Genomic DNA, 25,676 nt, shown 5'->3' on the forward strand with positions numbered 1-25,676 from the left:
GGAGAGGTAAACATGAGTGATTATGCAGTAAGTTCAATAGTTGCATCAGCAGATTCTCATGCAGATAAAAAACTAACTTTTATGGTAGCAGGTGTTACCTACGGAATTGACATTGGTTTTGTTCGACAAATTAGGTTTGGTGTCTCCAAAATAACTAAAATACCTCAGCAACCTGTGTATGTAAAGGGTGTTGTAAATCTACGAGGTCAAATTGTACCTATTATAGATATGCATTTAAGATTTAATAAAGCACCTGTTGAGTATCATGATAGAACCTGTGCAATCATTTTAAACATTGATGATATTGTTGTTGGCATTATTGTTGATGCAGTAACTGAAGTAATTAACATTAGTGAAAAAGATATTGCAGTAGTTCCTGAATTTGATCAAGGTATTAAACAAGATTTTGTTAAGGGAATTGCCAAAGTAAATGAAAATGTTATTATTATCTTAGAAGCACATGAAATAGTAAAACACGATAAAGAAACCTACAACAATGTAGTGAGTAAAAAATAAACTTAGTATTAAAAAAATCTAATATAAATTAGTAAAATTAGGTGGCTCCTGTACTAAATGGGAGTCATTTTTTTTTATAAACCAATACACTCACTTCTATTTAAAGTTAAAGGTAATTTAAAAAGCCATATATTACTAATGAATTATTATGGTGAAAAGTGTTAAAAAAAACAAGTTTACTACCGAAGAATACTATATAGAACATATTGCTATGAAAAGGTAGGTGAACATATACATAAGCCATATGTTTATAATAAAAGTCACTAAAACAGCAAACTGTTTAAAAATTTAATATAACTATAAGAAGCTATAGTTAGAAAAAATACAGATACAGATATAGATATATAAATAAGGATTTTAATTGTTAAAAGGGGAATAGAATTGCTTAAAACTTATCTACCTTAAACCTAGGTAATCGGTATTTTATTACTTATGTTTAAATCTAAACAATTAAAGGAGAAAGCATAATATGAAATGGTTTCTAAATCAAAAAATTGCCTTCAAGCTTCTTTCAAGTTTTATTATAGTTGCATTAGTGTCGGTTGGAGTAGGTGCCTTAGCTGTAAAAAACATGACAAACTTAGTGAAATCTAGCGATGAAATGTATGAAAAAATGACTGTACCAATAGAGCAATTAGGTTACATATCAAAACTATTTGAGGAAGTTCATTCTGTTTTAAGAGATATGATAGAAGCAGATAGTGAAAAAGATGTAAAAAAATATGAGTCAGCTTATCATACAATAAGAGAGCAGTTTGGGATTCATGTTACAGAACTAGAAAAACATATAGACTCAGCAGAAATGAAAACTAAGTACCAAGAATTTTTAAACGCCAGAACCATTTACGCAAATTCACTTAATAATGTTTTAGAACTAATAGCTGATAATCAGGATAAACAAGCTTTTTATGAGATAGGTGAAAACGGTAGCTTGGGAAAAGCTATTGTAGTAGAACGTAATACAATAAAAGAGTTGGTTAATCAAAAAATTAAAGAGGCCAATGATCAAGCAATAGCAAATAGAGCCCAAGCCAATAAAGCATATAAAATAATGGCATTATTTATTGCAATGGGAGCATTAATAGCGATAGTATTGGGTTTACTATTAAGTAATATTATAACAAAACCCCTTAAAAAAGTAGTTAATGCTATTTCTGAAATTAGAAAAGGACACTTAAACAATAGGCTACAGCTTAACACCAAGGATGAATTGGGTGAAATGGGTGAAGTTATTGATGGCTTTGCTGATGATTTACAAAATGTAATTGTTGGTTCTATGAAAAGAATATCTCAGGGAGATGTAGATTTTGAGATTGAAATTAAAGATAATAAAGATGAAATTGGACCAGCTTTAGTTCAAACTATTAATTCAATTAAGGGTTTAGTTAATGAGGCTCAAATGCTAACTCAATCAGCTGTAGCAGGTGATTTAACTACCCGAGGAGACGTTAGTAAGTTTAAAGGCAGTTATAGTGAAGTAATTAAAGGTGTTAACGATATCTTAGATGCCATTTCAACACCAGTAGAAGAGTCTATGAACGCTTTAAGTAGTATGGCTGAGGGTAATCTTAGTGCTCGAGTTAACGGTATTTATCAAGGCGATTTTAGTAAAATTAAAGACTCTGTTAATAGCATGGCAGCACAAATTCAAGGTTATATAGCTGAGATTGCTGATGTATTATCACAAATGGCAAATAATAACTTTAATGTGGGTATTAACAGAGCTTATATGGGAGACTTCTCTCAACTTAAAGTTTCAATTAACGATATTATTAATTCACTAAATGTAGTTGTAAGTGAAATTCAGCAGGTCTCTGATCAGGTTGGGGCAGGAGCGCAAGAGGTAGCAGACTCAAGCCAAGCATTGTCTGAGGGTTCTACTGAACAAGCCAGTGCTGTAGAAGAAATATCAGCAACAGTAACTCAAGTAGCAGAGCAAACCAGACAAAATGCTATTAATGCTAATAATGCCAATGATATAGCCACAAATGCAATGAGTGTAGCAGATGAGGGCAATGTAGAAATGCAAGAAATGTTATTAGCTATGAATGAAATTAATATTGCCTCTAGTAATATATCTAAAATAATAAAAGTAATTGATGATATAGCATTCCAAACAAATATATTAGCTCTTAATGCTGCGGTTGAGGCAGCTAGAGCTGGTGAACACGGCAAGGGATTTGCGGTTGTAGCTGAAGAGGTAAGGAGCTTAGCTGCTAGAAGTGCTGAGGCAGCTAAAGAAACTACTGATTTAATAGATACCTCAATTAAAAAAGTTAATGACGGAACCGCACTTGCTGACGATACAGCCAAAGCTCTAGGTCAAATTGTTAAGAGCATAACAGAGGTTAGCTCAATTGTTGAGGATATAGCAAATGCATCTAATGAGCAAGCTTCAGCTATAGCACAAATTAATGATGGAATATTACAGGTCTCTGATGTAACACAGGCTAATACAGCAACGTCAGAGCAAAGTGCCTCAGCTAGTGAAGAGATGGCAGCACAGGCTGAAAACTTAAATAAATTAATATCTCAATTCCAGCTTAAAAACAGTATAGCTGTTAAATCAATAAAACAAGTAGCTGCCACTACTAAACAAGAACCAACCCGCTCTTCTATTAACAAAAATAATGATATTAAAATAACATTAGATGATATGGAATTTGGAAAATATTAGTAAATAAATATAGAAGTAGGGGTCGCTATAATATGCGACCCTAGCTTAACCTTATTATTAATCCAAAAGTATAAGATTAAAATCACTATAACCCAAAATATAGAGTATTATATAGATTTAATACAAAAATATCTTATCAACTATTAATAAAGTATATTTTGACAAGTTAAATTTTTTGAATTATTATCCGATAAACATAGTAGGGTATTATGTTTAAATACAGATATGGCGGTGGAGAATATGGCAAGCTATAATAGTAATGATCCAATGGTTGAATTATATATACATGAAACCAATGGCTTAATTGAACAGTTAGAAACTAGAATAATCGAGAGTGAGCGTGAAGGCACTATTGTTAGTGCCATAAACGAAATTTTTAGAGTTATGCATACCATAAAAGGTAATTCTATGATGATGCAGTTTCATGGCATTGCTAGTTGCGCTCATGCACTAGAAGACTTATTTGATTTTTTAAGGTCGGAAGAACCAGATGTAGATTACAAAAAAATCACAGATTTTGTGCTTGAAACAGTTGATTACATAAAATCCGAAACAGATAAAATTATGAATAATTTTGAGTTAGAGGATAACGAAGACCTACAAGAGAGAATTGAGACCCATTTAGAATCATTAAAGGCAGTAGATTTAAGCAAACGAGAGGCAGCTGCTGCTACAAGTACAGAGCCAAAAAAAGAGAAACAAGACATAAAGGTAGAAACTAAACTAAATAATGAAGAAGAAAAACATGTAGTTAGCGAAAAAAATAAGCAATACTATCTTTGTAACTTACGTTACGAAGAGGACTGCCAAATGGTTGGTGTAAGGGCCTTTTCAGCAATAAGTCAGCTAAGTGATGAAACGCTAGAAATAAATCATTTTCCAGCTGATTTAGATGATGAAGAAGCCTCAACGGTTATTGAAAATGGGGGGTTAAAAATAGCTTTTGTTAATGATAAAGGCTATGATGAAACATCATCATTTTTTACAAGAGTTGCCTTTATGAAAAGCTTAGACCTTCATAAAGTAGACAAAAAAACCTATTTAAAATATAATAAGAATTTGCAAAACGGTGACAATCTTGATATAGAAGACTTTCTTAAAAAAGAGCATGAAAAAAAAGAGAGAAAAAATAAAGAAAAAGCCGAAACTAAAAGCACAACTACAGGACAAAAGTTTATTAGTGTAAAAGTTTCTAAACTAGACCAACTAATGAATTTTGTATCAGAATTGGTAGTATCAGAGTCAATGGTTACTGGTAATCCTGATTTAAATGGCTTAAAGCTAGATAATTTTAGAAAAGCAGCTAAACACATGAAAAAAATTATGAATGATTTACAAGATGTTGTAATGGAAATTCGTATGGTACCTTTGGCTTTAACATTTCAAAAAATGCATCGTTTAGCTCGAGATATGAGTAATAAAACTAGCAAAAAAATGGAACTAGAATTACTTGGTCAAGAAACAGAAGTAGATAAAAATATAATTGAACATATCTCAGACCCAATTATGCATCTTGTTCGAAATGCTATTGACCATGGCTTAGAGTCTAATGAAGAGCGTTTGGAAAAGGGAAAGGATCCCATTGGTAAAGTAGTGTTAGAAGCCAAACACGCTGGCGGAGAGATTCTAATAATGGTACGCGATGATGGTAAGGGTTTAGATCGAGAAAAAATATTATCAAAGGCTGAAAGCAAAGGTTTATTAGTAAAAGCTAAAGAAGAATATAGCAATGAAGAGGCCTTTGAATTAATTTTTAATGCCGGATTCTCAACTAGAGAACAAATTACTGGATTTTCTGGTAGAGGTGTAGGAATGGATGTTGTAGCTAAAGGTATAGAGCGTATTGGTGGACAAATTCAAATTAAAAGTGAATTGGGTAAAGGTACCGAGTTTACAATAAGAATACCTCTTACATTAGCAATCATTGACTGTATTTTAGTTAAGGTTGGTGAAGCTAAGTATGCCGTACCTATTACTGCCATAAAACAGCTATTTGAGGCTAAAGAAGAAGATATAATTAAAGATCCAATGGGCCATGAAATGATTATGATGATGAACAAGTGCATAAAGGTTGTTCGTATTCATAAAATACATGGTGTTGAATCAGCTGTAACTAAAATTGATGATGGAATATTTGTATTAGTTGAAAACAATGACAATAGCGTAGGTATTTTTGTAGACAAGCTTTTAGGAGAATATCAACTAGTTGTTAAAAACTTCTCAAAATATATTAATTATGTTCAGGGTGTTTCTGGCTGTGCTTTACTTGGTGATGGAGACATCAGTTTAATACTAGACCCATTAGGATTAAGTAGTTAGTTTACTAAGTAAGGAGGTTAAAGATGATTACTAGTGCCTTAGATGGCAAACACCTAACCTTTGAGTTAGGTACAGAAACCTATGGTATTGATATAGCCTATGTGCGACAAATAATAAGTATTATAGATATCACAAAAATTCCTGAACAGCCTAACTATGTGAAGGGTGTAATTAACTTACGTGGAGAAATAATACCTATTGTAGATTTGCGATTAAAATTTGGTAAGCCAGAAAAAACATATGATGAAAAAACTTGCATTATAATTTTAGACGTAAAAAAACAAAGTGTAGGTGTAATAGTTGATAATGTTGCAGAAGTAATTACACTCAAAAATGAAGAAATTTCAGATATACCAGAGTTTAACCATGGTACAAGTAATAACTTTATACATGGTATAGGTAGGCAAAAGAAAGAAGTTTTTATATTACTTAAGTGTGCAGAATTAGTGAAATTAGGTATTACTGAATAACAAAATAAATATATAAATGTTTTAGAGAGATGCTTTCAGTTTTTAACTGGAGGCACCTTACATTAGGAGAGTGTAGATTTGCTAATAACAAATAATGAATTTCTGAAACTATCTCAGTATATACGAGACAATATAGGTATAGACTTAAGTGAGAAAAAGAAAAATTTATTGAGCAGTAGACTAGGTATGGTTATTGAAAATGGTAGCTTTGGTAGTTTTTCTGCATATTATGACTATGTAGTAAATGATAAAACAGGCCAAGCTGTAAATCAATTAATTGATAAAATAACCACAAACCATACCTACTTTTATAGAGAAAAACAACACTATGAATATTTATCAGCAGAGGTGCTTCCTTATTTAGTAGAAGCAAATAAAGAGCATCGTGACTTAAGAATATGGAGTGCTGGCTGTTCTTCTGGGGAGGAACCTTATACCATAGCTATGGTTTTAGCCGATTTCCTGGGAAATAAAAAAACTCTGTGGGATAGCAAGATTTTAGCTACCGATATATCCAATAATGTGCTTGCAAAAGCTAAAGAGGGTATTTACACAGAAGAGAATTTAAAAAACAATCCACCGTTGTGGAATTATAAGTATTTTAAAGCTTTAGAAGATGAAAAGTTTATGATTAATGATGTTATAAAAAAAGAGGTAATCTTTAGACGACTTAATTTGTTAAGTACCTTTAATTTTAAGAAAAAATTTCATATAATCTTTTGTAGAAATGTTATGATATATTTTGATGCTCCAACCAGAAATAAATTAATAAAAAAATTCTTTGACATACTTGAGCCAGGTGGATACTTTTTTATTAGCCACTCAGAGAGTATTGATCGAGGGGTTTCTGGTTTTAAGTATATTAAGCCTTCAATATATAGAAAAGAATTGTAATATGAAAAAAAGAAAAAAACTTAGAGTATTAATAGCTGATGACTCAGCACTTTTTAGAGCTGTTTTAGAAAAAAAACTCTCAGCTGACCAAGATATAGAAATAGTAGCTAAAGCAGCAAATCCGTATGAAGCAAGAGATATGATTATTAAACATCGCCCAGATGTAATGACCTTAGATGTAGAGATGCCTAAAATGAATGGTATTGAGTTTGTTAAAAAATTAATGCCCCAATATCCAATGCCAATAGTAATGGTTAGTTCTTTAAATGATACCGTATTTGACGCATTAAACGCTGGCGCTGTTGATTTTGTAAATAAGCCAAGCAGTAGTGATGGTGTGGATATGTTCATAAAAGAATTAATTGTAAAAATTAAAATTGCTTCAACAGTAAATGTTGGGGATTTTAAACACTTAAATAAAAAAGTGACATCATTAAATGAGGTAAACTACAATTCTGATATTAGGTTGATTGCTATTGGAGCTTCAACTGGTGGCACTATTGCCGTTTCCAAGGTTCTGAAAGGTTTAACTCGGGGTGTTCCTGGTATTGTAATTGTGCAGCATATGCCTCCAGTGTTTACAAAAATGTTTGCAGAACGTATGAACAATGAATGTTTGTTAGCAGTAAAAGAGGCGGAAGACGGTGATGAAATTACTCCAGGCAGAGCCTTTATAGCACCAGGTGATAGCCATATAAGGGTAACAAGAAAAGGCAGTAAATACATTATTAAAACCGAAAAATATAATGAAAAAAATAAAGTGAATGGGCACTGCCCTTCGGTAGACGTTTTATTTAACTCTGTATCACAGAATGTAAGAGATAAAGCTATTGGTGTTATTCTTACGGGTATGGGTAAAGACGGTGCTTTAGGATTAAAACGTATGAAAGCTAGTGGTGCAATAACAATTGGTCAAGATCAATCTACTAGTGTTGTTTATGGAATGCCGAAGGTTGCTTATGATTTAGGTGCTGTTAAGTACCAGTTACCTATTGAGCAAATATCTGAAAAAATTCAGATGATTCTGAAAAAAAATTAATAAAATATAAAAGAATATTAGTAATAATGCATGGTTTTTTATATAATAGTACTTAAGATTAAGATAATATTGGAGTTGTAAGGTTGAAAAAAGAGTTTGTTGTAGGCATATCTGACTATAAAATAACTAAAAATCCAAATAAACTAATTACATATGCACTAGGTTCTTGTGTAGGAACTGTTATTTTAGATCCTATTAATAAAATTGGTGGATTATCTCATATTCTATTATACGATAGTACATTGTTTAATAAGAATATTGAAGTAAAAAAATATGCCGATACTGCTATTCCTGATATGGTTAACAATCTTATTATTTATGGTGCGAAACGCAGTAATTTAATGGCATATATAGCAGGCGGTGCGAAAACGTTTTTAAAAGAAAAAGTCACATCTTATTTTGATATTGGTAATTCAAATATAAAGGCAGTAAAACAAGTTTTAAAGGAATTGAAAATACCAATAGTACAAGAAGATGTAGGTGGAAGTGTAGGCAGAACTATGTCTATAGACCTTGAAAATCTAAAAGTTTTCATTAAATATGCAAAACACTTAAATGATATACAAGTAAAACAGCTTTAAGAGTTTTGGGGAGATAATAATTAATAATCTTATAAATAAGGGAGATTTTTATTATGGCTAAGAGTATCTTAATTGTTGATGACGCAGCTTTTATGCGTATGATGTTAAAAAACCTTTTAGAAAAAGAAGGTTTTGAAGTAATTGGTGAAGCCCAAAATGGCAAAAAGGCTGTTGAAGCTTATCAAGAATTAAATCCAGACTTAGTTCTAATGGACATAACAATGCCTGAGATGGATGGAATTGAAGCCTTACGTTGGATTAAAAAAATAAATCCAAAGGCAAAAGTTATTATGTGTAGCGCTATGGGTCAGCAGGGTATGGTTATGGATGCAATTAAGTCTGGTGCTAGCGATTTTATTGTAAAGCCTTTTGATAATGTGAGGGTGCTTGAGTCATTGAATAAAGCTTTAGGTTTATAATGAAATACAGGATTTTTAACTATAATACTGCACTACAAGGATGTGACATGAATGAGTGAAGGCACATTAACTCAAGAGCAAATTGATGCTTTACTAAATGGTGGAATGAAATCATCAGAGCCAGAACCTGAGGAAGTAAGCCATGTTGTTTTGTCTGATGATGAAAAAGATGTAATAGGTGAGGCTGGTAATATTTTTATTTCAACATCTGCTACATCGTTATCAAAAATACTTAACAAAAGAGTACAAATTACCACGCCAGTTGTATCAGTTTCTAATCTTAAAAAGATACACGCTGGTATGCAAATACCATATGTAGTTTTAAAGGTAAGGTTCGAAAGAGGCATAGTAGGAACTAATCTTTTACTTATTAAAACAGAAGATGCTTCTGTAATTGCTGATATTATGATGGGTGGTCAAGGTACAAACAAAAAACAGGAGCTTAGTGAAATAGAACTAAGTGCTGTATCAGAAGCTATGAACCAAATGATTGGATCAGCAGCAACCTCTATTGCTCAAATGATGAGTAGAGTTGTAGACATTAGCGCCCCAGAGGTTGAGGTATGGTCTACATTGTCTGATATAGAATCTGGTGATTTTTCTGGAAATCAAGAGTTTGTTAAAATTGGTTTTGTTATGTCAATAGAAGGGCTGTTAGAGACAAGCATAATGCAGTTATACTCTATTGAAACAGTAAAAGAGATTGTAGAAGTATTAACTAATGGCCTTAATAATACCAGCCCCCAAGTTTCAGCCAAGAGTGAACAGACAGAAAGCCCTGAGCCTCAAAAAGAGAGCTTAGTTGGTGAAACTGAAAGGGTATATATAGATAGAGAATTACCTGAAAATATGGATTTATTACTTGATGTTCAACTCGACTTAAGTGTAGTATTTGGAAAAACTCGTAAGACAATTAGTGATATACTAAAGTTCGGAACAGGTACTGTAGTAGAGCTAGATGGTTATGTTGATGAGCCTCTGGAGATATACGTAAACAACAAGCTAATAGCCTACGGTGAAGTTGTTGTAGTTGAAGAAAAATACGGTATTAGAGTAACAGATATTGTAACACCTCAGAGTAGATTAGCTACATTAATGTAAACAAATAGTAGCAATGTCTATTAACTAAATAATCAATCTGTTAAAGTAGATTGTTACCTTAAAATTAACAATAATAAAGATAATTCTCAGAATATCACTACATTATAGTGACTGGGAGTTATTTTTTTTATTTTTTTTTAATTTTTTTGATAAATTTTTTTGCAATAGTTTAGCTATTAATTAAAAATAAGTAAAATAATGTAAATTATCTTGATAGATTAAATTAGGTTATGTATAAAGAAATATCGCTTTTAAAGAATGCATCTTTAAATAAATTTTAAATTACATGTATTAATAGTGCTTATCTAGTATCTTAAATATCTAAAACTTAAACTTAAATTTATATTAAAATGTAATGTATCACTGTTGTAAGATGTCGAATTATGGATTATAATTATTAAAAATAGTATATTTTGTACCTAAATATGGGTATGCTGTTAATTCAAAAAAAGGAGAATGCCAGTGTTTAGCAATATGTATAGTCGGTTAGATTTCTTTCAAAAAGGCTTAGATGGATTACAAAAAAGACATGAAACTATTGCCAATAATATAGCTAATCATGATACCCCAGGCTTTAAGGCTAAAGATGTTAATTTTCAACAGGTTTTAACAAGGCATCTAAAAAACAATAAAGTCAGTGATCCCGAAGTAAAAACTATCAAAAAGCAATTTAATATGTTCTCTATTTATAATAAAAAGGGACTCTTAGAAAACATTGATGGAAATAATGTTAACGTAGATAAAGAGATGGTGGCACTCTCCGACAACAAAATGCAATATGACCTTATGGTTGAAGCATTAAGATCACAAATGAAACTATTTGATATAGTTATTGATTCTACAAAGAGGTGATGTAAATGAGTTTTTTAAGATCGTTAGACATTAGTGCAACTGGATTAATTGCTCAAAAGAAGAGAATTGAAGTTGTAGCGCAAAATATCTCTAATGCTGAAACTATAATTACAGATTCTGGAGACCCATATAGAGCCAAATCAGTTGTGTTTAGAGAAAGCAAAGAAAACAAAACTTTTAGTAGAACTTTAGATAGTTTTAGTAGACCGCGAGAAGGAAGTGGTGTAGAAATTGACAACATAGTAGAAGACCAAACACCATTCAAGCTCTCATATGATCCTACGCATCCACTGGCTAATAAAGATGGTTATGTGAAGCTATCTAATGTAAATACAACCGAGGAAATGTTAAAGCTAATGGCAGCATCTAGGGCATACGAAGCTAACTCAATGGTATTAACAGCTACAAAAACTATGTTTTCAAAATCGCTTGAGATACTCAAATAATACATAAAGGATACATACTATGAGAACACAATCCATAACCCCTGTTATAAAGGGTAATTTAGGTTCTATAAAACAAGTTGCAACTGTTTCTAGCAATGTAAGTTTTGGCGATGTGTTACAAGAGGCATTAAATAAAATAGACAATGATATTAATACATCTGGTTCATCATTTAATACTTTGGCCACTGGTAATAGTGATGGTTATCATAAATTTTTACTTGAAACAGAAAAAACAGCAATGAACTTACAACTAACGCTTCAAGTCAGAAATAAAGCAATTGATGCCTATAATGAAATAATGAGAATGCAGCTATAGTTTTTGATATTTTTGAATGGAGTATTAAATTATGCCCAGTAAACTAAGTGATTCGATGACAAAGATTAAAGATTCTTGGTCAGGTTTAGAGTTTAAAGTAAAAAGGCGAATATTGTTTTGGGGAATGTTAAGCTTAATTGCTTTAGCATCGACGGTATTGCTGCTAAATCGTACAGATTATGTTGTATTGTATAGCAAGCTAGATGTTAAAGAGGTTGCTGAGATAGATAAACTTCTTACAGATTTAGGAGTGAAATCGAAAAATAGTAGTGGAACTATACTTGTTGAAAAGGGTAGAGAAGAAGATGTAAGAATGAAGCTGGCAGTTCAAGGCTATCCCAAAACAGGACTAAACTATGATTTGTATTTAAATAATATAAACTTTTCAACATCTACACGTGACAAAAATATAATGTTACGTTATCAACTACAAGATAGACTAAGCAATACCATAAAGCTGCTTCAAGGTATTACAAATGCTGTTGTTACTATTAGCATGGATATGCAAGAAGATTTTCAACTTGGTAGCCAAAAGAATCCTGTTACGGCAAACGTATTATTAGAACTTGAGCCGATGTATGTACCAGAGAAACAACATATAAGGGCCATTCAAAAGCTCATGATAACAAGTATTTCAGGTTTAAAAGAAGAAAACGTTGCAATTATAGATTCGGAGGCTAATGATTTACTTCCTAATACTAATAATGATCCATTAAGTGCAATTACAAGCTCACAGTTTGAGTTGAAGAAGAGTGTTGAAAAAGAACTGCAGAATAAAATAATATATATGTTTGAGCCTGTATTTGGCAGTAAAAACATAAAAGTTTCAGTAAACGCTACGTTTGACTTCGATAAACGTAAAACGCAGCTAACAGAATATACCCCTATAATAAATAACGAAGGAATACCATTTACCATAGACGAGCTTACAGAAAAGTTTTCTGACTCATCTACAAATGCGGCCTCTGGCAGTGATAGCTTAAACGAGAGAGTTCAAAAGGTTGTAAACTATCGAGTTAATGAATTAACACGAACAATAGAAGAGGCTCAAGGAGTTATTAAAGATATTTCTATTTCAATATTAATTAATGACACAACATTAGATCAAGATGGTTTATTTAATATATCTCAAATAGTTGGTGCTTCTGTAGATGTAGATACCGCAAACATAAACGTTAGCAATATGGACTTTACAGCAGATAAGGTTGAGGCTCAAAGGCTAAAAGATGCCTTAGATGCGGCTAAACAGGAGGTAGAAGAACCATTTCCTATATCGGAGCAAACTATGATTATTATAGCTGGAATGTTTTTTGCCTTTATCTTTGCCCTTATTTTATTAAGAACTATTAGAAAGGCTATGGCAAAACCTAAAGTAGATATAGAAGTACCACAGGTAAGTAGCCAAGAGCTTGAAGAACTATTAACCTCTGAAGAATTAGCTAAGGTCAAAGAAGAAGAGCGAGTTAATAAAGAAAAATTAGCTGAAGAGCAAAAAATTATTGAGGATATTACTCAAATAGCTAAGGTTAATCCTAAAAATGCAGCGGATTTAATAGCTTATTGGATGGAAAAAAAGGATGAAGAAGATGAAGAAGTTGTAGGGGAGGAGTTGAGCTGATGGCAGGACTAACTCCAGATCAAAAGGCTGCAATTTTACTTTTGTCACTAGATAAATCGACTTCTGCTGAGGTGCTGAAATACCTAAATGAAGAACATATTCAGCGAGTAGCCTTTAGAATGGCGGAAAGTAAGGCGGTATCTCAAAATCTTCGTAGCACTGTTTTAGATGAGTTCTACCAGTTGTGTTTAGAACAGGGCTTTTCCATTGGTGGTGGCTTAGAGTATGCTAAAGAGCTTTTAACAGAGGCCCTTGGACAAGATAGATGCTCTGAGATCATTAGTAAGATGTCAACCTTTATAAAAAGTAAGCCTTTTGATTTTCTAAAAAAAGTTGATCCAAATGAAATAATCGATTTTTTAAAGGCCGAACGTAATCAAACTGTTGCTTTAATACTTTCATTCATAGATTCAGCACAGGGCTCAGTTATTTTATCATCGTTTGATGAGGAGAGACAGGCCGACATAATTATAAGAGTAGCAAAAATGAGTAAAATATCACCCGAAATAGTTAAGGATGTTGAGCGAGAAGTTAAAAATAAAATTAGTAATTTCCTCGGTGAAACTACCTCAACTGACATTGTAGGAATTAATATAGCGGCAGATATTTTATCATCAATAGATAGAGGAACAAAAGTTAATATCTTTGATAGAGTTGAAGAAACAAATCAAGAGCTAGCAGAAGAGCTTAAAAAGCGCATGTTCTTATTTGAGGATATTGTTAGCTTGGATCCAAGGCATGCTCAAATTGTATTATCGAGAGTACCAAACTCAGACCTAGCAATGGCACTTAAATCAACAAGCGATCGTATGAAAAACTTTGTATTTAAAAACATCTCAGCTAGAGCCAAAGAAATCATTAATCAAGAGATGGATATGATGGGTCGTATCAGACTCAGCGAGGTGCTTGAAGCCCAGCAGAAAATTGTTGGCATTGTACATGAGTTAGAGCAGAATCAAGAGATTGTGATTAGCAAAGATTCAAGTGATAAGTTAGTAGGATAAACTAGCAAAATATTAATGTAAACATCAGTAAACATAACTAAATGTTGGTAATGGTTTCAGTAGTGCTATGCATTACTGAAACTTACACTATAACTTTACTAAAAGGAGGTGAAAAAGTGATTAATAGCATGGAGCTATTACTAAGTACAGCAACAAAAGTCGATAGTAAACTAGCGAATAAGTATGGTAGTGATAGGGCTGAAAATGGCTTTGAAAACGAGCTAAAGAAAGAACTTGATTTATTACCAGAACAAAACAAGGTTAGTGCAGAGGCGGCCGATAAGGAGCCTGAAGAGGTAGATCAAAGTGATGAGAAAAATCAAATAACTGAAGATAGTGAACCCCAAGAAATTATTGATTTATTATCGCTGCAAAATCAAATTGTTGTTCTTAATGTCAATCAAGATTCCCAGCAAAAAACAACTACTGAACTAACAACAAGTGATCCTGAGCACAGTGAGTCAGTAGCTAGTGAGGCAACAAAAGTAGACCAAAGTGAGATACTAGTTGCTAAAGAATTTAACACAGAACCAGAGACCGATAAAGATTCCCAAATAAGGGCTTTGACCGATTCGGTCAGTGTTAATAAAGATGATAATAATAATGTTTTTGAGGAAGTTGAACTGCAAGATAAAATATTCAATACTAAGCTACAAAGGCTGATTAAAGCTAACAAAAACAAGCAGTTATTTAACGCTGAAAAAAATACTGCCGAGGTTAAACCTAAAACAGATAGTGACCTTTTGCAACGAACAGAGCAGCAAAAAACATCTGCTATGAATAACCTACATAGCGAAACGAATGAAAAGGAATCTAGTAGAGAATTTATAGCACAATTGCTAAAAAGTGAACAGCCACTTAACAAAGAGGTAAGTGATTCTAGGGTTTTGAACACTCCGCTGGCTAGTAACGTTAAAGTAGCGCCTAGTTTTCAGAGTGCATCAGTAGAAACACAGCAACAGTTTTCAGAGGAGTTATTTAGTGCAGAACCCAAAACTGGAGAAAGCATAATGAACCAAATGACTGAAAGTATTAGTTATGGTAAGTTAGCAGATGGTGAGTATATGCACGTTAAGCTTAAGCCAGATTACCTTGGAGCTATGAGTATTAATATTCAAAAGACTCAGTCGGGTAGTGTGTTAAATATTCAGGTCGAGAGCGAAGCTGTTAAACGTATGCTGAACGAAAAAGTTGAGGACATGATATCGGTATTGTCTAATAAGTCTGTAACTATAGATAAGGTGCAAATAACTACGGATTATCAAAATACAAATAGTGACTTAAGTCAGCAATTAAATCAGCATAGTTTTACAGGAAGTCAGCAACAGGATCAGCAACAGCAAGAGGCTAAAAGAGATTATATGATTTTAGATGCTGTACCCAGTAATAATCAATCAGAGCAACCAGAAGTGATTCAAACTGCCAACAAAGTAAGTATATATATATAGGGAGTGATAACATGGATGTTAATAGAGTTACCAGCCAGCAAACCTCTTTAGATAGTCTTAATGAAAACAATAAAAAAGATAAAAACACCATAGATAAAGACTTCTTTTTAAAGATGTTAGTGGCCCAACTTAAACACCAAGACCCATTATCACCTGTTGATAATAATGAGTATATGAACCAGAGTGTACAGTTTTCAACACTAGAAGCCATACAGGCCTTAAATGATAATCTAACATTAAATTTAAACCAAACTAAAGCCTACTCGTTTCTTGGAAATACAGTAGGAACTAATGCTTTAAACACTGATACCAATGAAGTTGAGTATATAGAGGGCAAGGTTGATAGCATATCTTACTCTAATGGACAAGTATATATTCATATTGGTAAACATATAGCAAAGCCAGAAAACGTACTTGCTGTAACAACAACCACCTCTAGCGAAGAATCCGATGAAAATGAGCCAAGTACACCGCCAGCTACTAGTGAGGAATAAGTAAATGTCAAGAAAAATTACTAATTTTTCAATTAATGAAATAAGACTTCAACAATCACTTAAATCTAAAAAGGCACCACAAAGTAATAACAATTTTAATGATATCTTACAGAGTAATATCAACAATTTAAGAAAAAGTGAAGTTAAGTTTTCTAAACACGCTAATGAACGCCTGGCAGAAAGAAACATTACACTTACCGGAAATGACCTAAAAAAGGTTTCACAAGCAATAGACATAGCCAAGCGTAAAGGTATTAATAATTCGTTAATTGTTACTGACGAGGCGATATACATTGCTAATACTAGCTCTCGTACCGTAATTACAGCTATGCAGAGCATGAAAGGCAAAGTATTTACCAATGTAGATGGAGTAGTAAACATATAGCTGGACTTTTTTGAGGCTATAAAAGCCCTGACCGACAGACGGGCTTTACCAAAAAAAATCAATTGGAGGACATTATGTTAAGATCAATGTATTCCGGAGTATCTGGACTCAGAGCTCACCAAACAAAATTAGATGTTATTGGAAATAATATTGCCAATGTAAATACAGTGGCTTATAAAACTTCAAATATAACCTTTCAGGAGGTCTTAAGCCAAACTTTATCAAAGGCTCAGCCCCCCTCAAGTGGTGGTTTAGGTGGTAAAAACCCTGCCCAAGTAGGCTTGGGGGTATCAGTAGGTAGCATAACTACCAAACACACACCAAGCAATCTACAACCAACTGGCAACCCTAATGATTTAGCAATAGATGGTCACGGTTACTTTGTAGTAAGTGATGGTTTACAGACCTACTATACTAGGGCTGGTAACTTTTCTCAAGATGTTCAGGGTAACTTAGTTACTGCTGGCGGATGTAAAATAATGGGTTGGATGGCAGATTCAGCAGGAAATGTTAATACAACAGGGCCCTTGCAGTCACTTGATTTATCTAGCTTAACAATGCCAGCTAAAGCAACCACCGCAATGATTTTAGAAGGCAATATCGATAAGGACGATGCTAGCTTTACATATGATATGACAGTATATGATTCTTTAGGTGTTTCTCATAAAGTTACGTATACCTTTACTAAGACAGCAGCAGATCGTACTTATTCATATGAAATTTCATCAGCAGAGGCAGGAGTAACAATAACACCAGCAGCAGTACCACATGGAACTGTTTCTTTTAATACCTCAGGCGTTCTTAATACCCACACACCTCATACAATTACAATTGGTGGTTTAGGAGGGGCAGCCGATATATCAACAACAGTGAACTTTAATGCCACTAAGTTTACCTATAGTTCAAATAAAAATACTGTAGGTGGTGAACAAGATGGCTATCAATCTGGCTCCTTGCTTAGCTTGGGCGTAAATGCCATAGGGGAGGTTGTGGGTACATTCTCTAATAGTAGAGATAAAACAGTAGCTGCTTTAGCAATTGCGTCTTTTATAAATCCCCAGGGTTTAGAGAGAGCAGGCAATAATAACTATATAAAGTCTTGGAACTCGGGGGAGCCTCAGTATAGCCTTGCAGGCACAGGGGGCAGAGGTCCTATTAGAGATGGTGCTTTAGAGATGTCTAATGTCGACCTAGCTAAAGAATTTACCGAAATGATTGTTGCTCAACGTGGATTCCAAGCCAACTCAAAAATTATTACAACCTCAGATGAAATACTACAAGAGTTAGTAAATCTTAAGAGATAAATAAATATTTAAGCCAAGGTATAACGGCTACTAAGGTAGCCGTTATACTCATAACTTAACTTAATTCGAATTATACAATTTAATAATTAAGGGGTGATGAACAATTGATAAAGTTAACAAGGCTTAATAATGAAGTATTTTTCTTAAACTGCGACATAATAGAGCAAATAGAAGAAGTACCTCACACAGTTATAAGAACAGTTAACGAGCATACTTATGTAGTTACTGAAAAAGCTGAAGAGATAATAGAGTCAATAATTAACTTTAGACAAAAATATATGCAGTTGCCTGTAATAATAAAAGAAGGAAATTAACTTATGGATATTACATCAGTAGCCGGTTTAATTCTAGCGTTTATCTTATTTATTTTAGCAATTGTAACTCAAGGCAGTATTAGTGCATTTTGGAGTACATCATCTTTAATAATTGTGATAGGAGGTACTCTTTGCTCAACAGCTATAAGTTATCCAGTAGAAAAACTCAAAGGTTTTTTAGGTATATTTAAAAAGGCATTTACTAAAGAAAACTTCGAAATAAATCAAACTATTGAAATTCTTAGTGAACTATCTTTAGTGGCAAAAAAGAATGGCTTATTGGCTTTAGAAAAATATACAAATGAAGTTGATAACGAGTTTATGAAAAAGTCAATTCTGTTAGTTGTTGACGGTACTGACCCTAAAATGATTGAGAAAATGCTCAGTTTAGATCTCGAGAATATGATAACTCGTCATCAAGAGGGTCAAGGTGTCTTAAAAACAATGGGCAAATATGCCCCTGCAATGGGTATGCTTGGCACCCTAATAGGACTTATTTTAATGCTTAAAAAGCTCAATGACCCATCCACACTTGGTCCTGCAATGGCACTTGCATTAATAACAACCTTTTATGGATCTTTTTTTGCAAATATCGTATTTTTGCCTTTAGCTGGCAAGCTACAGTATAAAAGCGATCAAGAGGTTATTTACAAAATGATGATTATTGAGGGGATTTTGGCTGTACAAGCTGGTGAATCACCTTTAATGATTAAAGAAAAATTAAAAACCTTTGTAGCCAATAGCGAACGCCAAACCGCCAAGGATGGTAACAATGAGAATTAACAAACCTAAGCCACAAGAAGATGCTCCAGATGAGTGGATTGTAACATATAGTGATATGGTAACACTGTTATTGGCGTTTTTTGTATTGCTCTTTGCCTTCTCAACTGTAGATGCAACTAAATGGAAAAAGGTTGTAGAGTCTTTTACTGGTGAAATCTACATTATTGAATCAGATAATTCAAGTTCAATTTTAGAAGGAGATTTAGGTATTGTTGATAAAAGTGAACCCCCTGTAATTGAGGCCGTATCAGAAGTAGATAATGCCACAAATCAAAAAATACAAGAAAACTTTAACGAACTTTATGATGCTTTGGTTCAATACAATATGCAAAATGGCATGCAAATGCAGGTTATGATGGATGGACCAGAAATAAGAATAAGATTATCTAATCATTTATTATTTGCTTCAGCGAGGGCTAATCTCAATAACAAAGCCCGGGAAACTCTAACCGAAATAACGGTGATAGTAAAAAAATATGATGGCATCTTAAAAAAATTAATATTAGAGGGTAATACAGATAATTTACCTATACATAATGAACAGTTTAGAGATAATTTTGAGTTATCTTTAGAACGAGCGCTAACCGTATTGTATTTCTTTAAATATGAGGGAGACTTTTCTCCTCAAAAACTTGTTCCTCTAGGTTATGGTGAGTTTAATCCAATTGCAGATAACGATACAGTAGCTGGTAGGGCTAAAAATAGGCGCACCGATATTGTACTAGTAAAAGTAACATAGGCTTTTGGGTAAAGATATAATTTTGACACTAAGCAAAAGGAAGGCTATAGATGAAACGCAAAAGATTACTAATTATCTTACTAGTTGTGCTATTGTTAATTGTAGTAGTTGGGGCTTTAATGTTTTTTGGTGTAATTGATGTTTCACAAATACTAGGCAACACAGGCGAACCTGTTGTTTCCACTAAAGAGTATCAGGTAGCTATTCCTGGTAACATCATTACTAATATAAAAAATAGTAGAAGATTTGTAAGGTGTGAGATAGTCTTAATCTTAAACAATGAAAAAGAATCTACTAAGCTTGTAAGTGAAACATTTAAGGTTAAGGATGTAATGCTAGAAATCTTAAGAGGTACTGAAGAACTGGAATTTAGAGCTGATGATATTCAAGACAGAATCAGTGAAAAATTAATAACAAAAATGAATGAATTACATGAGTATGAATCAATAACAAAGGTATATTATAAACAGTTAATAACTCAGTAGAAACTCTTAAATTTAAATAACAAAAATATAATATTTAGGAGAATTTCAATGCAAATATCTTTTACAAAGGACAATACAACAGACACTGATGGAAAAATTAAAAGAAGCAATCTTGTAAAAAAAACCAAGGTTTATAAAGCTACATTCGAAGAGTTTGATGACATAAAACAAAGTCAAAACGAAGAAATGCCAATGAGCTTTTTAGCAGACTTAGCAACACATGTAGTAGTTGAGCTGGGTAGAACTACCAAAACTGCTAAAGAAATATTAAAGCTTGAAAAAGGAAGCATAATTGCCTTAAATAAAGCTGCTGGCGAAAATGTAGATATATTATTAAACAAAGAGTTTTTTGCAAAAGGCGAGGTTGTGGTTTTAGATGAAACATATGGCGTAAGAATCACCTCCATCATCAAAGAGTAGAGGTTAGTTATGGTAACATGGGAGGTCTAAAATGGACGCTATTACCGAATTAATTATAAAAATAGTAATATTCCTAATCATTTTGTTTGCAGTAGGTTATTTCTTTAAACGCTTTGCAGCTAACGGAAAACTTTCCCTCAATAAGAGCAAATATATTGAGTCAATTGATAGATACATAATAACAAATGACAAATGGCTAGAGATAATAAAGATAGGTGATAAAAATTTGCTGATAGCAATAACACCACAAGGGGTACATGAGTTAAGAGAACTTGATGAGGAGGATTTACATGAGATATATAGAGAAGAAAATGTTAATCTCTTTGCATCAGTGCTTGAAAAATATACTAAAAAGTAAACAACTAAAAACCCTATTATTTGTTAATATGCTTGCTATTATTGTATTAATTAATTTAGTGCCAGTAATGGCTGAACCAGGCGACTCGGTTATTTACGATTACTTAAATGAGAACGGAAAAACTACAGATATAGTTAAGCTAATTGTTGTTCTAACAACCCTTACAATATTACCAGCTATAGTTTTAACAATGACAGTATTTCCTAGAATACTAATTGTACTGTCGTTTACACGTAGTGCCATGGGTACTCAACAAACGCCACCAAATCAAGTGTTAATTGGAATTGCCTTAATATTATGTTTTTTTGTAATGTCTCCTATCATAACTGAGATTAAAGCAGAGGCTTATGATCCTTATATGGCAGGTGATCTTAAAACAGAAGAGGCTTTTGATAAAGCAATGAAACCCATGAGACAGTTTATGTTTGATAAGGCTAAAACAGAGCCACAAACTATTAACTTTTTCTTGGGGCTAGCTGGCAAACAAGAGGTGCCAGAAACCATAGATGATATACCTTCGTTGGTATTAATGATGTCGTTTATAACTAGTGAACTTAAAAAAGCATTTATAATGGGATTCATTATCTATATACCATTTATTGTAATAGATATGATTGTAGCAAGTGTATTAATGGCAATGGGTATGATGATGATTCCACCAACTACAATATCACTACCTTTCAAAATATTATTGTTTATTATTGTAGATGGTTGGACCCTATTGTTTAAAACGCTAGTAACAAGTTTTGGATAAGGCAGGTGAATTGATTGGATGTACAAGATGTTGTTTTTATATTGAAAAACGCCATAATTACTGTATTAAAACTGGCCTCTCCTATGTTAATTGGAGCCTTAGTTACCGGTTTTATAGTCGCCTTGTTTCAGGCAACAACCCAAATCAATGAACCAACTTTAGTATTTGTACCCAAAATAATAGTTGTTTTATTAGCAATAGTAATTTTTGGTCCGTGGATAGCAGAGTCTTTAAAATCTTTTACCATAGAGTTATATAGAAGTGTATTAAAATTCATTTTATGATTATTGTAAGTTTATATTTACTAACTAATAATGTAGATTACAAGAATTAAGAAATTGGAGGAAAAAACAATAAAATTAAAAGATAGTTTCATTGCAATTTTTGTAATTGGTATAGTACTGCTTATTATTTTACCAGTTAGTACAAAATTACTTGATATATTATTAATAATTAACATTGCAGCCTCATTAATAATTATTCTAATAGCAATGTATGTAAAATCACCTTTAGAACTAACTTCATTTCCAACAATTATATTAATAGCTACATTGTTTAGGTTAGCATTAAATATATCGTCAACAACCTTAATTTTAGGTAGTAATGGTAATGCTGGTGACGTAATTAAAACCTTTGGTGATTTTGTGATACAGGGTAATCCTGTTGTAGGATTAATAATCTTTATGATCATAATGATTATTCAATTGGTTGTAATAACTAAAGGTTCAGAGCGGATATCAGAGGTATCAGCAAGATTTACCTTAGATTCAATGCCCGGAAAACAAATGGCCATTGATGCAGACCTTAATGCTGGTTTAATAGATGAAAAGCAGGCCAAACAAAGGCGTGAAGATATACAGCGTGAAGCAGACTTTTATGGCTCTATGGACGGTGCCAGTAAGTTTGTTAAAGGTGATGCTATTGCTGGTATAGTTATAACATTTATTAACCTGTTAGGTGGAATAATTATTGGTGTTGTAATTGGTAAACAAAGTTTTGGACAGGCTGTAAATGTTTACACCTTAGCAAGTGTAGGTGATGGTTTAGTATCTCAAATACCAGCACTTTTAATCTCTACAGCATCGGGTATCATTTTATCTCGTAAAGCTTCATCCGATACCCTAAATAGAGAGATTGTAAGTCAGTTAACCTCACAAGCTATTGTATTATTTATAGGTGGTGCTGCTTTAATCCTTATGATGTTTATTCCAGGGCTACCCAAAATACCATTAATGGTTGTTGGTTCATTTTTACTTATTTTAGGGTACAGAATATATTCCGATCAAAACAAGCCTGTTCCTGTAACGGCGCCTGCGGCAGCTCTACCTAAGGTAGAAGAATATGATATAACAGAGTATATCTTTACAGACCCAATTGTAGTTGAGTTTGGTTATAGCCTAGTGCAACTTATAGATAAAAAACAGGGTGGTAAATTACTTGATCGATTAGTAATGATAAGAAGACAAACCGTAGTTGAATGGGGAGTTATCCTTCCTAAAATACGGGTTAAAGATAACCACACTTTAATGCCTAATCAATACAGCATTAAAGTAAAAGGTTTTAATGTTGCCTCAGGTGAAATACTACCAGACTATTATTTAGCAATGACATCGGATGAACATGCAGGAGAAATAGATGGTATAGAAACAACTGAGCCAACCTATGGAATACCGGCATATTGGATTAGACCAGATGCCTTAGATAAAGCTGAAATGCAAGGATACACAGTTGTAGATGCTGTATCTGTAATAGCTACTCATATATCAAAAATTATTACAGACTATAGCTATGAGTTAGTTGGCTTAGAAGAAGTAAAAGAACTTGTAGAGGCTTTGCAAAAACGGTATCCAGCATTAGTTGAAAACGTTGTGCCAGAAATAATTACCCTCAGAACATTACAAAAAGTACTTTGTAATCTACTAGAAGAGGGTGTGAAAATAAAAAATCTACCTAAAATTCTAGAGATATTAGGAGACTATGGTAGAACAGTTGCTGATGCAGATGAGCTTACAGAGTTTGTAAGACAGGGTATTAAAAAAGAAATTTGCTCTAACTTTATTCATGATGATCAAATAGACTTGTTGGTAATAAACCCAGAGCTTGAACAACGCTTAACAGATACATTAGTAACTAGGGACAAGCCAGATGGCAAATTTTTAAGGCATGATGAAATAAAGCAATTTATTCAAAATGCTAATGAGCAATTTAACTCAGCCTCGGATTTAGGTTATAGCCCTGTTTTAGTTACAACTCCTGTGCTGAGAAGCTACTTAAAAGGCTTACTAAAACAAAATAGATGTGATATAGATGTATTATCTGTACTAGAGATTGATGAAATGTGTGATATCAAAATAGTTGGTAATATAAATATTTAACAAATGGGGTATGTATTGTGGACAACATTCATCTTTGGAATGAATATAATCAAACAAAAAACATAGAGTGTCGCAATGAGCTGGTACTGCAGTACCTACCTATTGTTCAAAAAATAGTTAACTCTCAGCTTTATGGATCAGAAAATATTCATGTTAGGGAAGAGTACTACAGCAATGGTATTTTTGGATTAATAGACGCAGTACATAAATACGACAGCAGAAAAAACGTAAAATTTGAAACCTATGCTTCTATACGCATACGGGGCTCAATTAAAGACTACATGAGAATGCAGGATTGGTTGCCTCGAGGAGTGCGAGAGAAGCAAAAGAAAATAGAAAATGCACGAGAAAAATTATCATCAAAACTGCTTAGGAATCCAAGCAATCAAGAGTTAGCAGCTGAAACAGGTATGACAATAAGTCAAGTCAACAAAATAATTGGTAAACTTACTTATTCCGAAATAGCCTCTTTTGAGGAACTATTAAATAAAGGACTTAATCCAGTAAGCAGAGATCCCGAAGACAATCTGGAACAGGTAATTGAAAAAAAAGAACTAAGTCAAATTTTAGCTAATGAAATAGAAAAACTTACTGAAAAAGAGCAACTAGTTATATCTTTATACTACAAAGAAGAACTTAAGTTAAAAGATATTGGTAAAGTGTTAAAAATATCAGAGTCTCGTGTTTCGCAAATAATGAAAAAAGCTATTCAAAAATTAAGAAAAAATATTTCTGAATACCTGTAGTTTAAGTTTGAAATTAATTAACCGATATACAAGTAAGGGGAAAAGTAATGGATAAAAGTATTTATAATGTTGGAAGTACCATGAAGTTCTTTCAAGAAAAAGTAAATGTAATATCTAATAACTTATCTAATAGTGCAACAATGGGCTTCAAAAAAGATACCATTGTTTCAGAAAGCTTTGATAAAATATTGCTGAGAAACTTTAAAAGCCAAGTATCAGTTTTTGGCAATGATGACATAACCAAAACAAGCTTTATGGAAGAGTATACCCCCGGTGTTTATGCCAGTGAGGTAATAACTTCGTATGAAAAAGGTAACCTTGAGGATACAGGTCGTAAATCAGATATAGCCTTAGCAACCGATAGTTACATGGTTGTTAAAACTAAAAAAGAAGATGTGTATATAGGATCTGCTACTACTAAAAGAGATAACGAAGGTTATTTAATTGTACCAACCCTAGGTAGAGTTCAAGGTGAGAGCGGAGATATTCAAATTGAATCGAATGACTTTACAATTGATGAAGTAGGACGAATTTATGTTGATGGTGAAGAGGTTGATAAAATAAAAGCTGTACAGTTTAGAGACATGAAACAAATCAAAAAAGTTGGAGACGTATCATTTACAACACCCAAAAGTAATGTGCAGGATGACGATGAAGCTATGTTTCAACAAGGGTTCTTAGAAGGCTCTAATGTAAATATGACTAATGAAATGGTTGACTTAATAGAGGTATCAAGAAGATATCAAACAGTGCAACAAACAATTCAGATGTTAGATGAGATTTTTGGCATAGCTGTTAATAAAATAGGAAGGGTGTAAT

29 protein-coding genes are annotated in these 25,676 nt (G+C 32.9%); all 29 read left to right on the forward strand.

Annotated elements, in window-relative coordinates:
* Positions 1-12: 12 nt before the first annotated feature.
* A complete protein-coding gene (locus tag IMX26_RS00380; RefSeq protein WP_195159746.1) occupies positions 13-516 on the forward strand; it encodes a chemotaxis protein CheW in 504 nt (167 codons plus the stop codon).
* A gap of 469 nt (positions 517-985) precedes the next feature.
* Positions 986-3,193: a methyl-accepting chemotaxis protein gene (locus IMX26_RS00385; protein ID WP_195159747.1), complete on the forward strand. Its 2,208-nt coding sequence runs from the start codon at positions 986-988 to the stop codon at positions 3,191-3,193.
* Positions 3,194-3,433: 240 nt separating this feature from the next.
* A complete protein-coding gene (locus IMX26_RS00390; RefSeq protein ID WP_195159748.1) occupies positions 3,434-5,512 on the forward strand; it encodes a chemotaxis protein CheA in 2,079 nt (692 codons plus the stop codon).
* Between the two features lie 23 nt (positions 5,513-5,535).
* Positions 5,536-5,982 carry a chemotaxis protein CheW gene (locus IMX26_RS00395; protein ID WP_195159749.1) on the forward strand — a complete coding sequence of 149 codons (447 nt, stop codon included), beginning with the start codon at positions 5,536-5,538 and terminating at the stop codon, positions 5,980-5,982.
* A 78-nt stretch (positions 5,983-6,060) separates the two neighbouring features.
* Positions 6,061-6,876 (forward strand): protein-glutamate O-methyltransferase CheR, encoded by an 816-nt coding sequence (locus IMX26_RS00400; protein WP_195159750.1) that lies wholly within the window; start codon positions 6,061-6,063, stop codon positions 6,874-6,876.
* Position 6,877: 1 nt separating this feature from the next.
* The gene (locus tag IMX26_RS00405) at positions 6,878-7,915 is read left to right on the forward strand and encodes a chemotaxis response regulator protein-glutamate methylesterase (protein ID WP_195159751.1); all 1,038 of its coding nucleotides are present in this window, start codon (positions 6,878-6,880) and stop codon (positions 7,913-7,915) included.
* An 83-nt stretch (positions 7,916-7,998) separates the two neighbouring features.
* Positions 7,999-8,496, forward strand: coding sequence for a chemotaxis protein CheD (locus tag IMX26_RS00410; RefSeq protein WP_195159752.1), 498 nt, complete (start codon positions 7,999-8,001; stop codon positions 8,494-8,496).
* A 53-nt stretch (positions 8,497-8,549) separates the two neighbouring features.
* Complete coding sequence (locus IMX26_RS00415; protein WP_195159753.1) at positions 8,550-8,915, forward strand: response regulator; 366 nt, start codon at positions 8,550-8,552, stop codon at positions 8,913-8,915.
* Positions 8,916-8,966: 51 nt separating this feature from the next.
* A complete protein-coding gene (fliY, locus tag IMX26_RS00420; protein ID WP_195159754.1) occupies positions 8,967-10,016 on the forward strand; it encodes a flagellar motor switch phosphatase FliY in 1,050 nt (349 codons plus the stop codon).
* A 462-nt stretch (positions 10,017-10,478) separates the two neighbouring features.
* Positions 10,479-10,868, forward strand: coding sequence for a flagellar basal body rod protein FlgB (gene flgB, locus IMX26_RS00425; RefSeq protein ID WP_195159755.1), 390 nt, complete (start codon positions 10,479-10,481; stop codon positions 10,866-10,868).
* 5 nt (positions 10,869-10,873) lie between these two features.
* Positions 10,874-11,314, forward strand: coding sequence for a flagellar basal body rod protein FlgC (flgC, locus tag IMX26_RS00430; RefSeq protein WP_195159756.1), 441 nt, complete (start codon positions 10,874-10,876; stop codon positions 11,312-11,314).
* 19 nt (positions 11,315-11,333) lie between these two features.
* Entirely contained in the window at positions 11,334-11,630 is a 297-nt protein-coding gene (fliE, locus tag IMX26_RS00435) for a flagellar hook-basal body complex protein FliE (RefSeq protein WP_195159757.1), read from the forward strand.
* Between the two features lie 31 nt (positions 11,631-11,661).
* Complete coding sequence (locus IMX26_RS00440; RefSeq protein WP_195159758.1) at positions 11,662-13,248, forward strand: flagellar M-ring protein FliF C-terminal domain-containing protein; 1,587 nt, start codon at positions 11,662-11,664, stop codon at positions 13,246-13,248.
* Positions 13,248-14,252: a flagellar motor switch protein FliG gene (fliG, locus tag IMX26_RS00445; RefSeq protein ID WP_195159759.1), complete on the forward strand. Its 1,005-nt coding sequence runs from the start codon at positions 13,248-13,250 to the stop codon at positions 14,250-14,252. Before IMX26_RS00440 ends, fliG begins: the two co-directional genes overlap by 1 nt.
* Before the next feature lie 116 nt (positions 14,253-14,368).
* The gene (locus IMX26_RS00450; RefSeq protein WP_195159760.1) at positions 14,369-15,700 is read left to right on the forward strand and encodes a flagellar hook-length control protein FliK; all 1,332 of its coding nucleotides are present in this window, start codon (positions 14,369-14,371) and stop codon (positions 15,698-15,700) included.
* 11 nt (positions 15,701-15,711) lie between these two features.
* Positions 15,712-16,194 carry a flagellar hook capping FlgD N-terminal domain-containing protein gene (locus IMX26_RS00455; RefSeq protein ID WP_195159761.1) on the forward strand — a complete coding sequence of 161 codons (483 nt, stop codon included), beginning with the start codon at positions 15,712-15,714 and terminating at the stop codon, positions 16,192-16,194.
* Between the two features lie 4 nt (positions 16,195-16,198).
* Complete coding sequence (locus IMX26_RS00460; RefSeq protein WP_195159762.1) at positions 16,199-16,579, forward strand: TIGR02530 family flagellar biosynthesis protein; 381 nt, start codon at positions 16,199-16,201, stop codon at positions 16,577-16,579.
* A 74-nt stretch (positions 16,580-16,653) separates the two neighbouring features.
* Positions 16,654-17,883, forward strand: a complete 1,230-nt coding sequence (locus IMX26_RS00465; protein ID WP_195159763.1) for a flagellar hook protein FlgE — start codon at positions 16,654-16,656, stop codon at positions 17,881-17,883.
* Between the two features lie 104 nt (positions 17,884-17,987).
* On the forward strand, positions 17,988-18,197 hold the full coding sequence (locus IMX26_RS00470; protein WP_195159764.1) for a flagellar FlbD family protein: 210 nt from the start codon (positions 17,988-17,990) through the stop codon (positions 18,195-18,197).
* A gap of 3 nt (positions 18,198-18,200) precedes the next feature.
* Positions 18,201-18,980: a motility protein A gene (locus tag IMX26_RS00475; RefSeq protein ID WP_195159765.1), complete on the forward strand. Its 780-nt coding sequence runs from the start codon at positions 18,201-18,203 to the stop codon at positions 18,978-18,980.
* Positions 18,970-19,719: a flagellar motor protein MotB gene (locus IMX26_RS00480; RefSeq protein ID WP_195159766.1), complete on the forward strand. Its 750-nt coding sequence runs from the start codon at positions 18,970-18,972 to the stop codon at positions 19,717-19,719. The genes IMX26_RS00475 and IMX26_RS00480 overlap by 11 nt, the downstream gene beginning before the upstream one ends.
* Positions 19,720-19,769: 50 nt before the next feature.
* Positions 19,770-20,204, forward strand: a complete 435-nt coding sequence (locus IMX26_RS00485; protein ID WP_195159767.1) for a flagellar basal body-associated FliL family protein — start codon at positions 19,770-19,772, stop codon at positions 20,202-20,204.
* A gap of 48 nt (positions 20,205-20,252) precedes the next feature.
* Complete coding sequence (locus tag IMX26_RS18240; RefSeq protein WP_195159768.1) at positions 20,253-20,624, forward strand: FliM/FliN family flagellar motor switch protein; 372 nt, start codon at positions 20,253-20,255, stop codon at positions 20,622-20,624.
* 31 nt (positions 20,625-20,655) lie between these two features.
* Complete coding sequence (locus IMX26_RS00495) at positions 20,656-20,982, forward strand: flagellar biosynthetic protein FliO (RefSeq protein WP_195159769.1); 327 nt, start codon at positions 20,656-20,658, stop codon at positions 20,980-20,982.
* The gene (gene fliP, locus IMX26_RS00500) at positions 20,915-21,736 is read left to right on the forward strand and encodes a flagellar type III secretion system pore protein FliP (protein ID WP_243259258.1); all 822 of its coding nucleotides are present in this window, start codon (positions 20,915-20,917) and stop codon (positions 21,734-21,736) included. Before IMX26_RS00495 ends, fliP begins: the two co-directional genes overlap by 68 nt.
* A gap of 14 nt (positions 21,737-21,750) precedes the next feature.
* Positions 21,751-22,020, forward strand: coding sequence for a flagellar biosynthesis protein FliQ (gene fliQ, locus IMX26_RS00505; protein ID WP_195159770.1), 270 nt, complete (start codon positions 21,751-21,753; stop codon positions 22,018-22,020).
* A gap of 54 nt (positions 22,021-22,074) precedes the next feature.
* A complete protein-coding gene (gene flhA / locus IMX26_RS00510; RefSeq protein ID WP_195159771.1) occupies positions 22,075-24,111 on the forward strand; it encodes a flagellar biosynthesis protein FlhA in 2,037 nt (678 codons plus the stop codon).
* A 17-nt stretch (positions 24,112-24,128) separates the two neighbouring features.
* On the forward strand, positions 24,129-24,857 hold the full coding sequence (locus tag IMX26_RS00515) for a FliA/WhiG family RNA polymerase sigma factor (RefSeq protein WP_195159772.1): 729 nt from the start codon (positions 24,129-24,131) through the stop codon (positions 24,855-24,857).
* 47 nt (positions 24,858-24,904) lie between these two features.
* Positions 24,905-25,675: a flagellar basal body rod C-terminal domain-containing protein gene (locus IMX26_RS00520; RefSeq protein ID WP_195159773.1), complete on the forward strand. Its 771-nt coding sequence runs from the start codon at positions 24,905-24,907 to the stop codon at positions 25,673-25,675.
* Position 25,676 lies beyond the last annotated feature (1 nt).

Source organism: Clostridium sp. 'deep sea' (assembly GCF_014931565.1).
Lineage (GTDB): Bacteria > Bacillota > UBA994 > PWPR01 > PWPR01.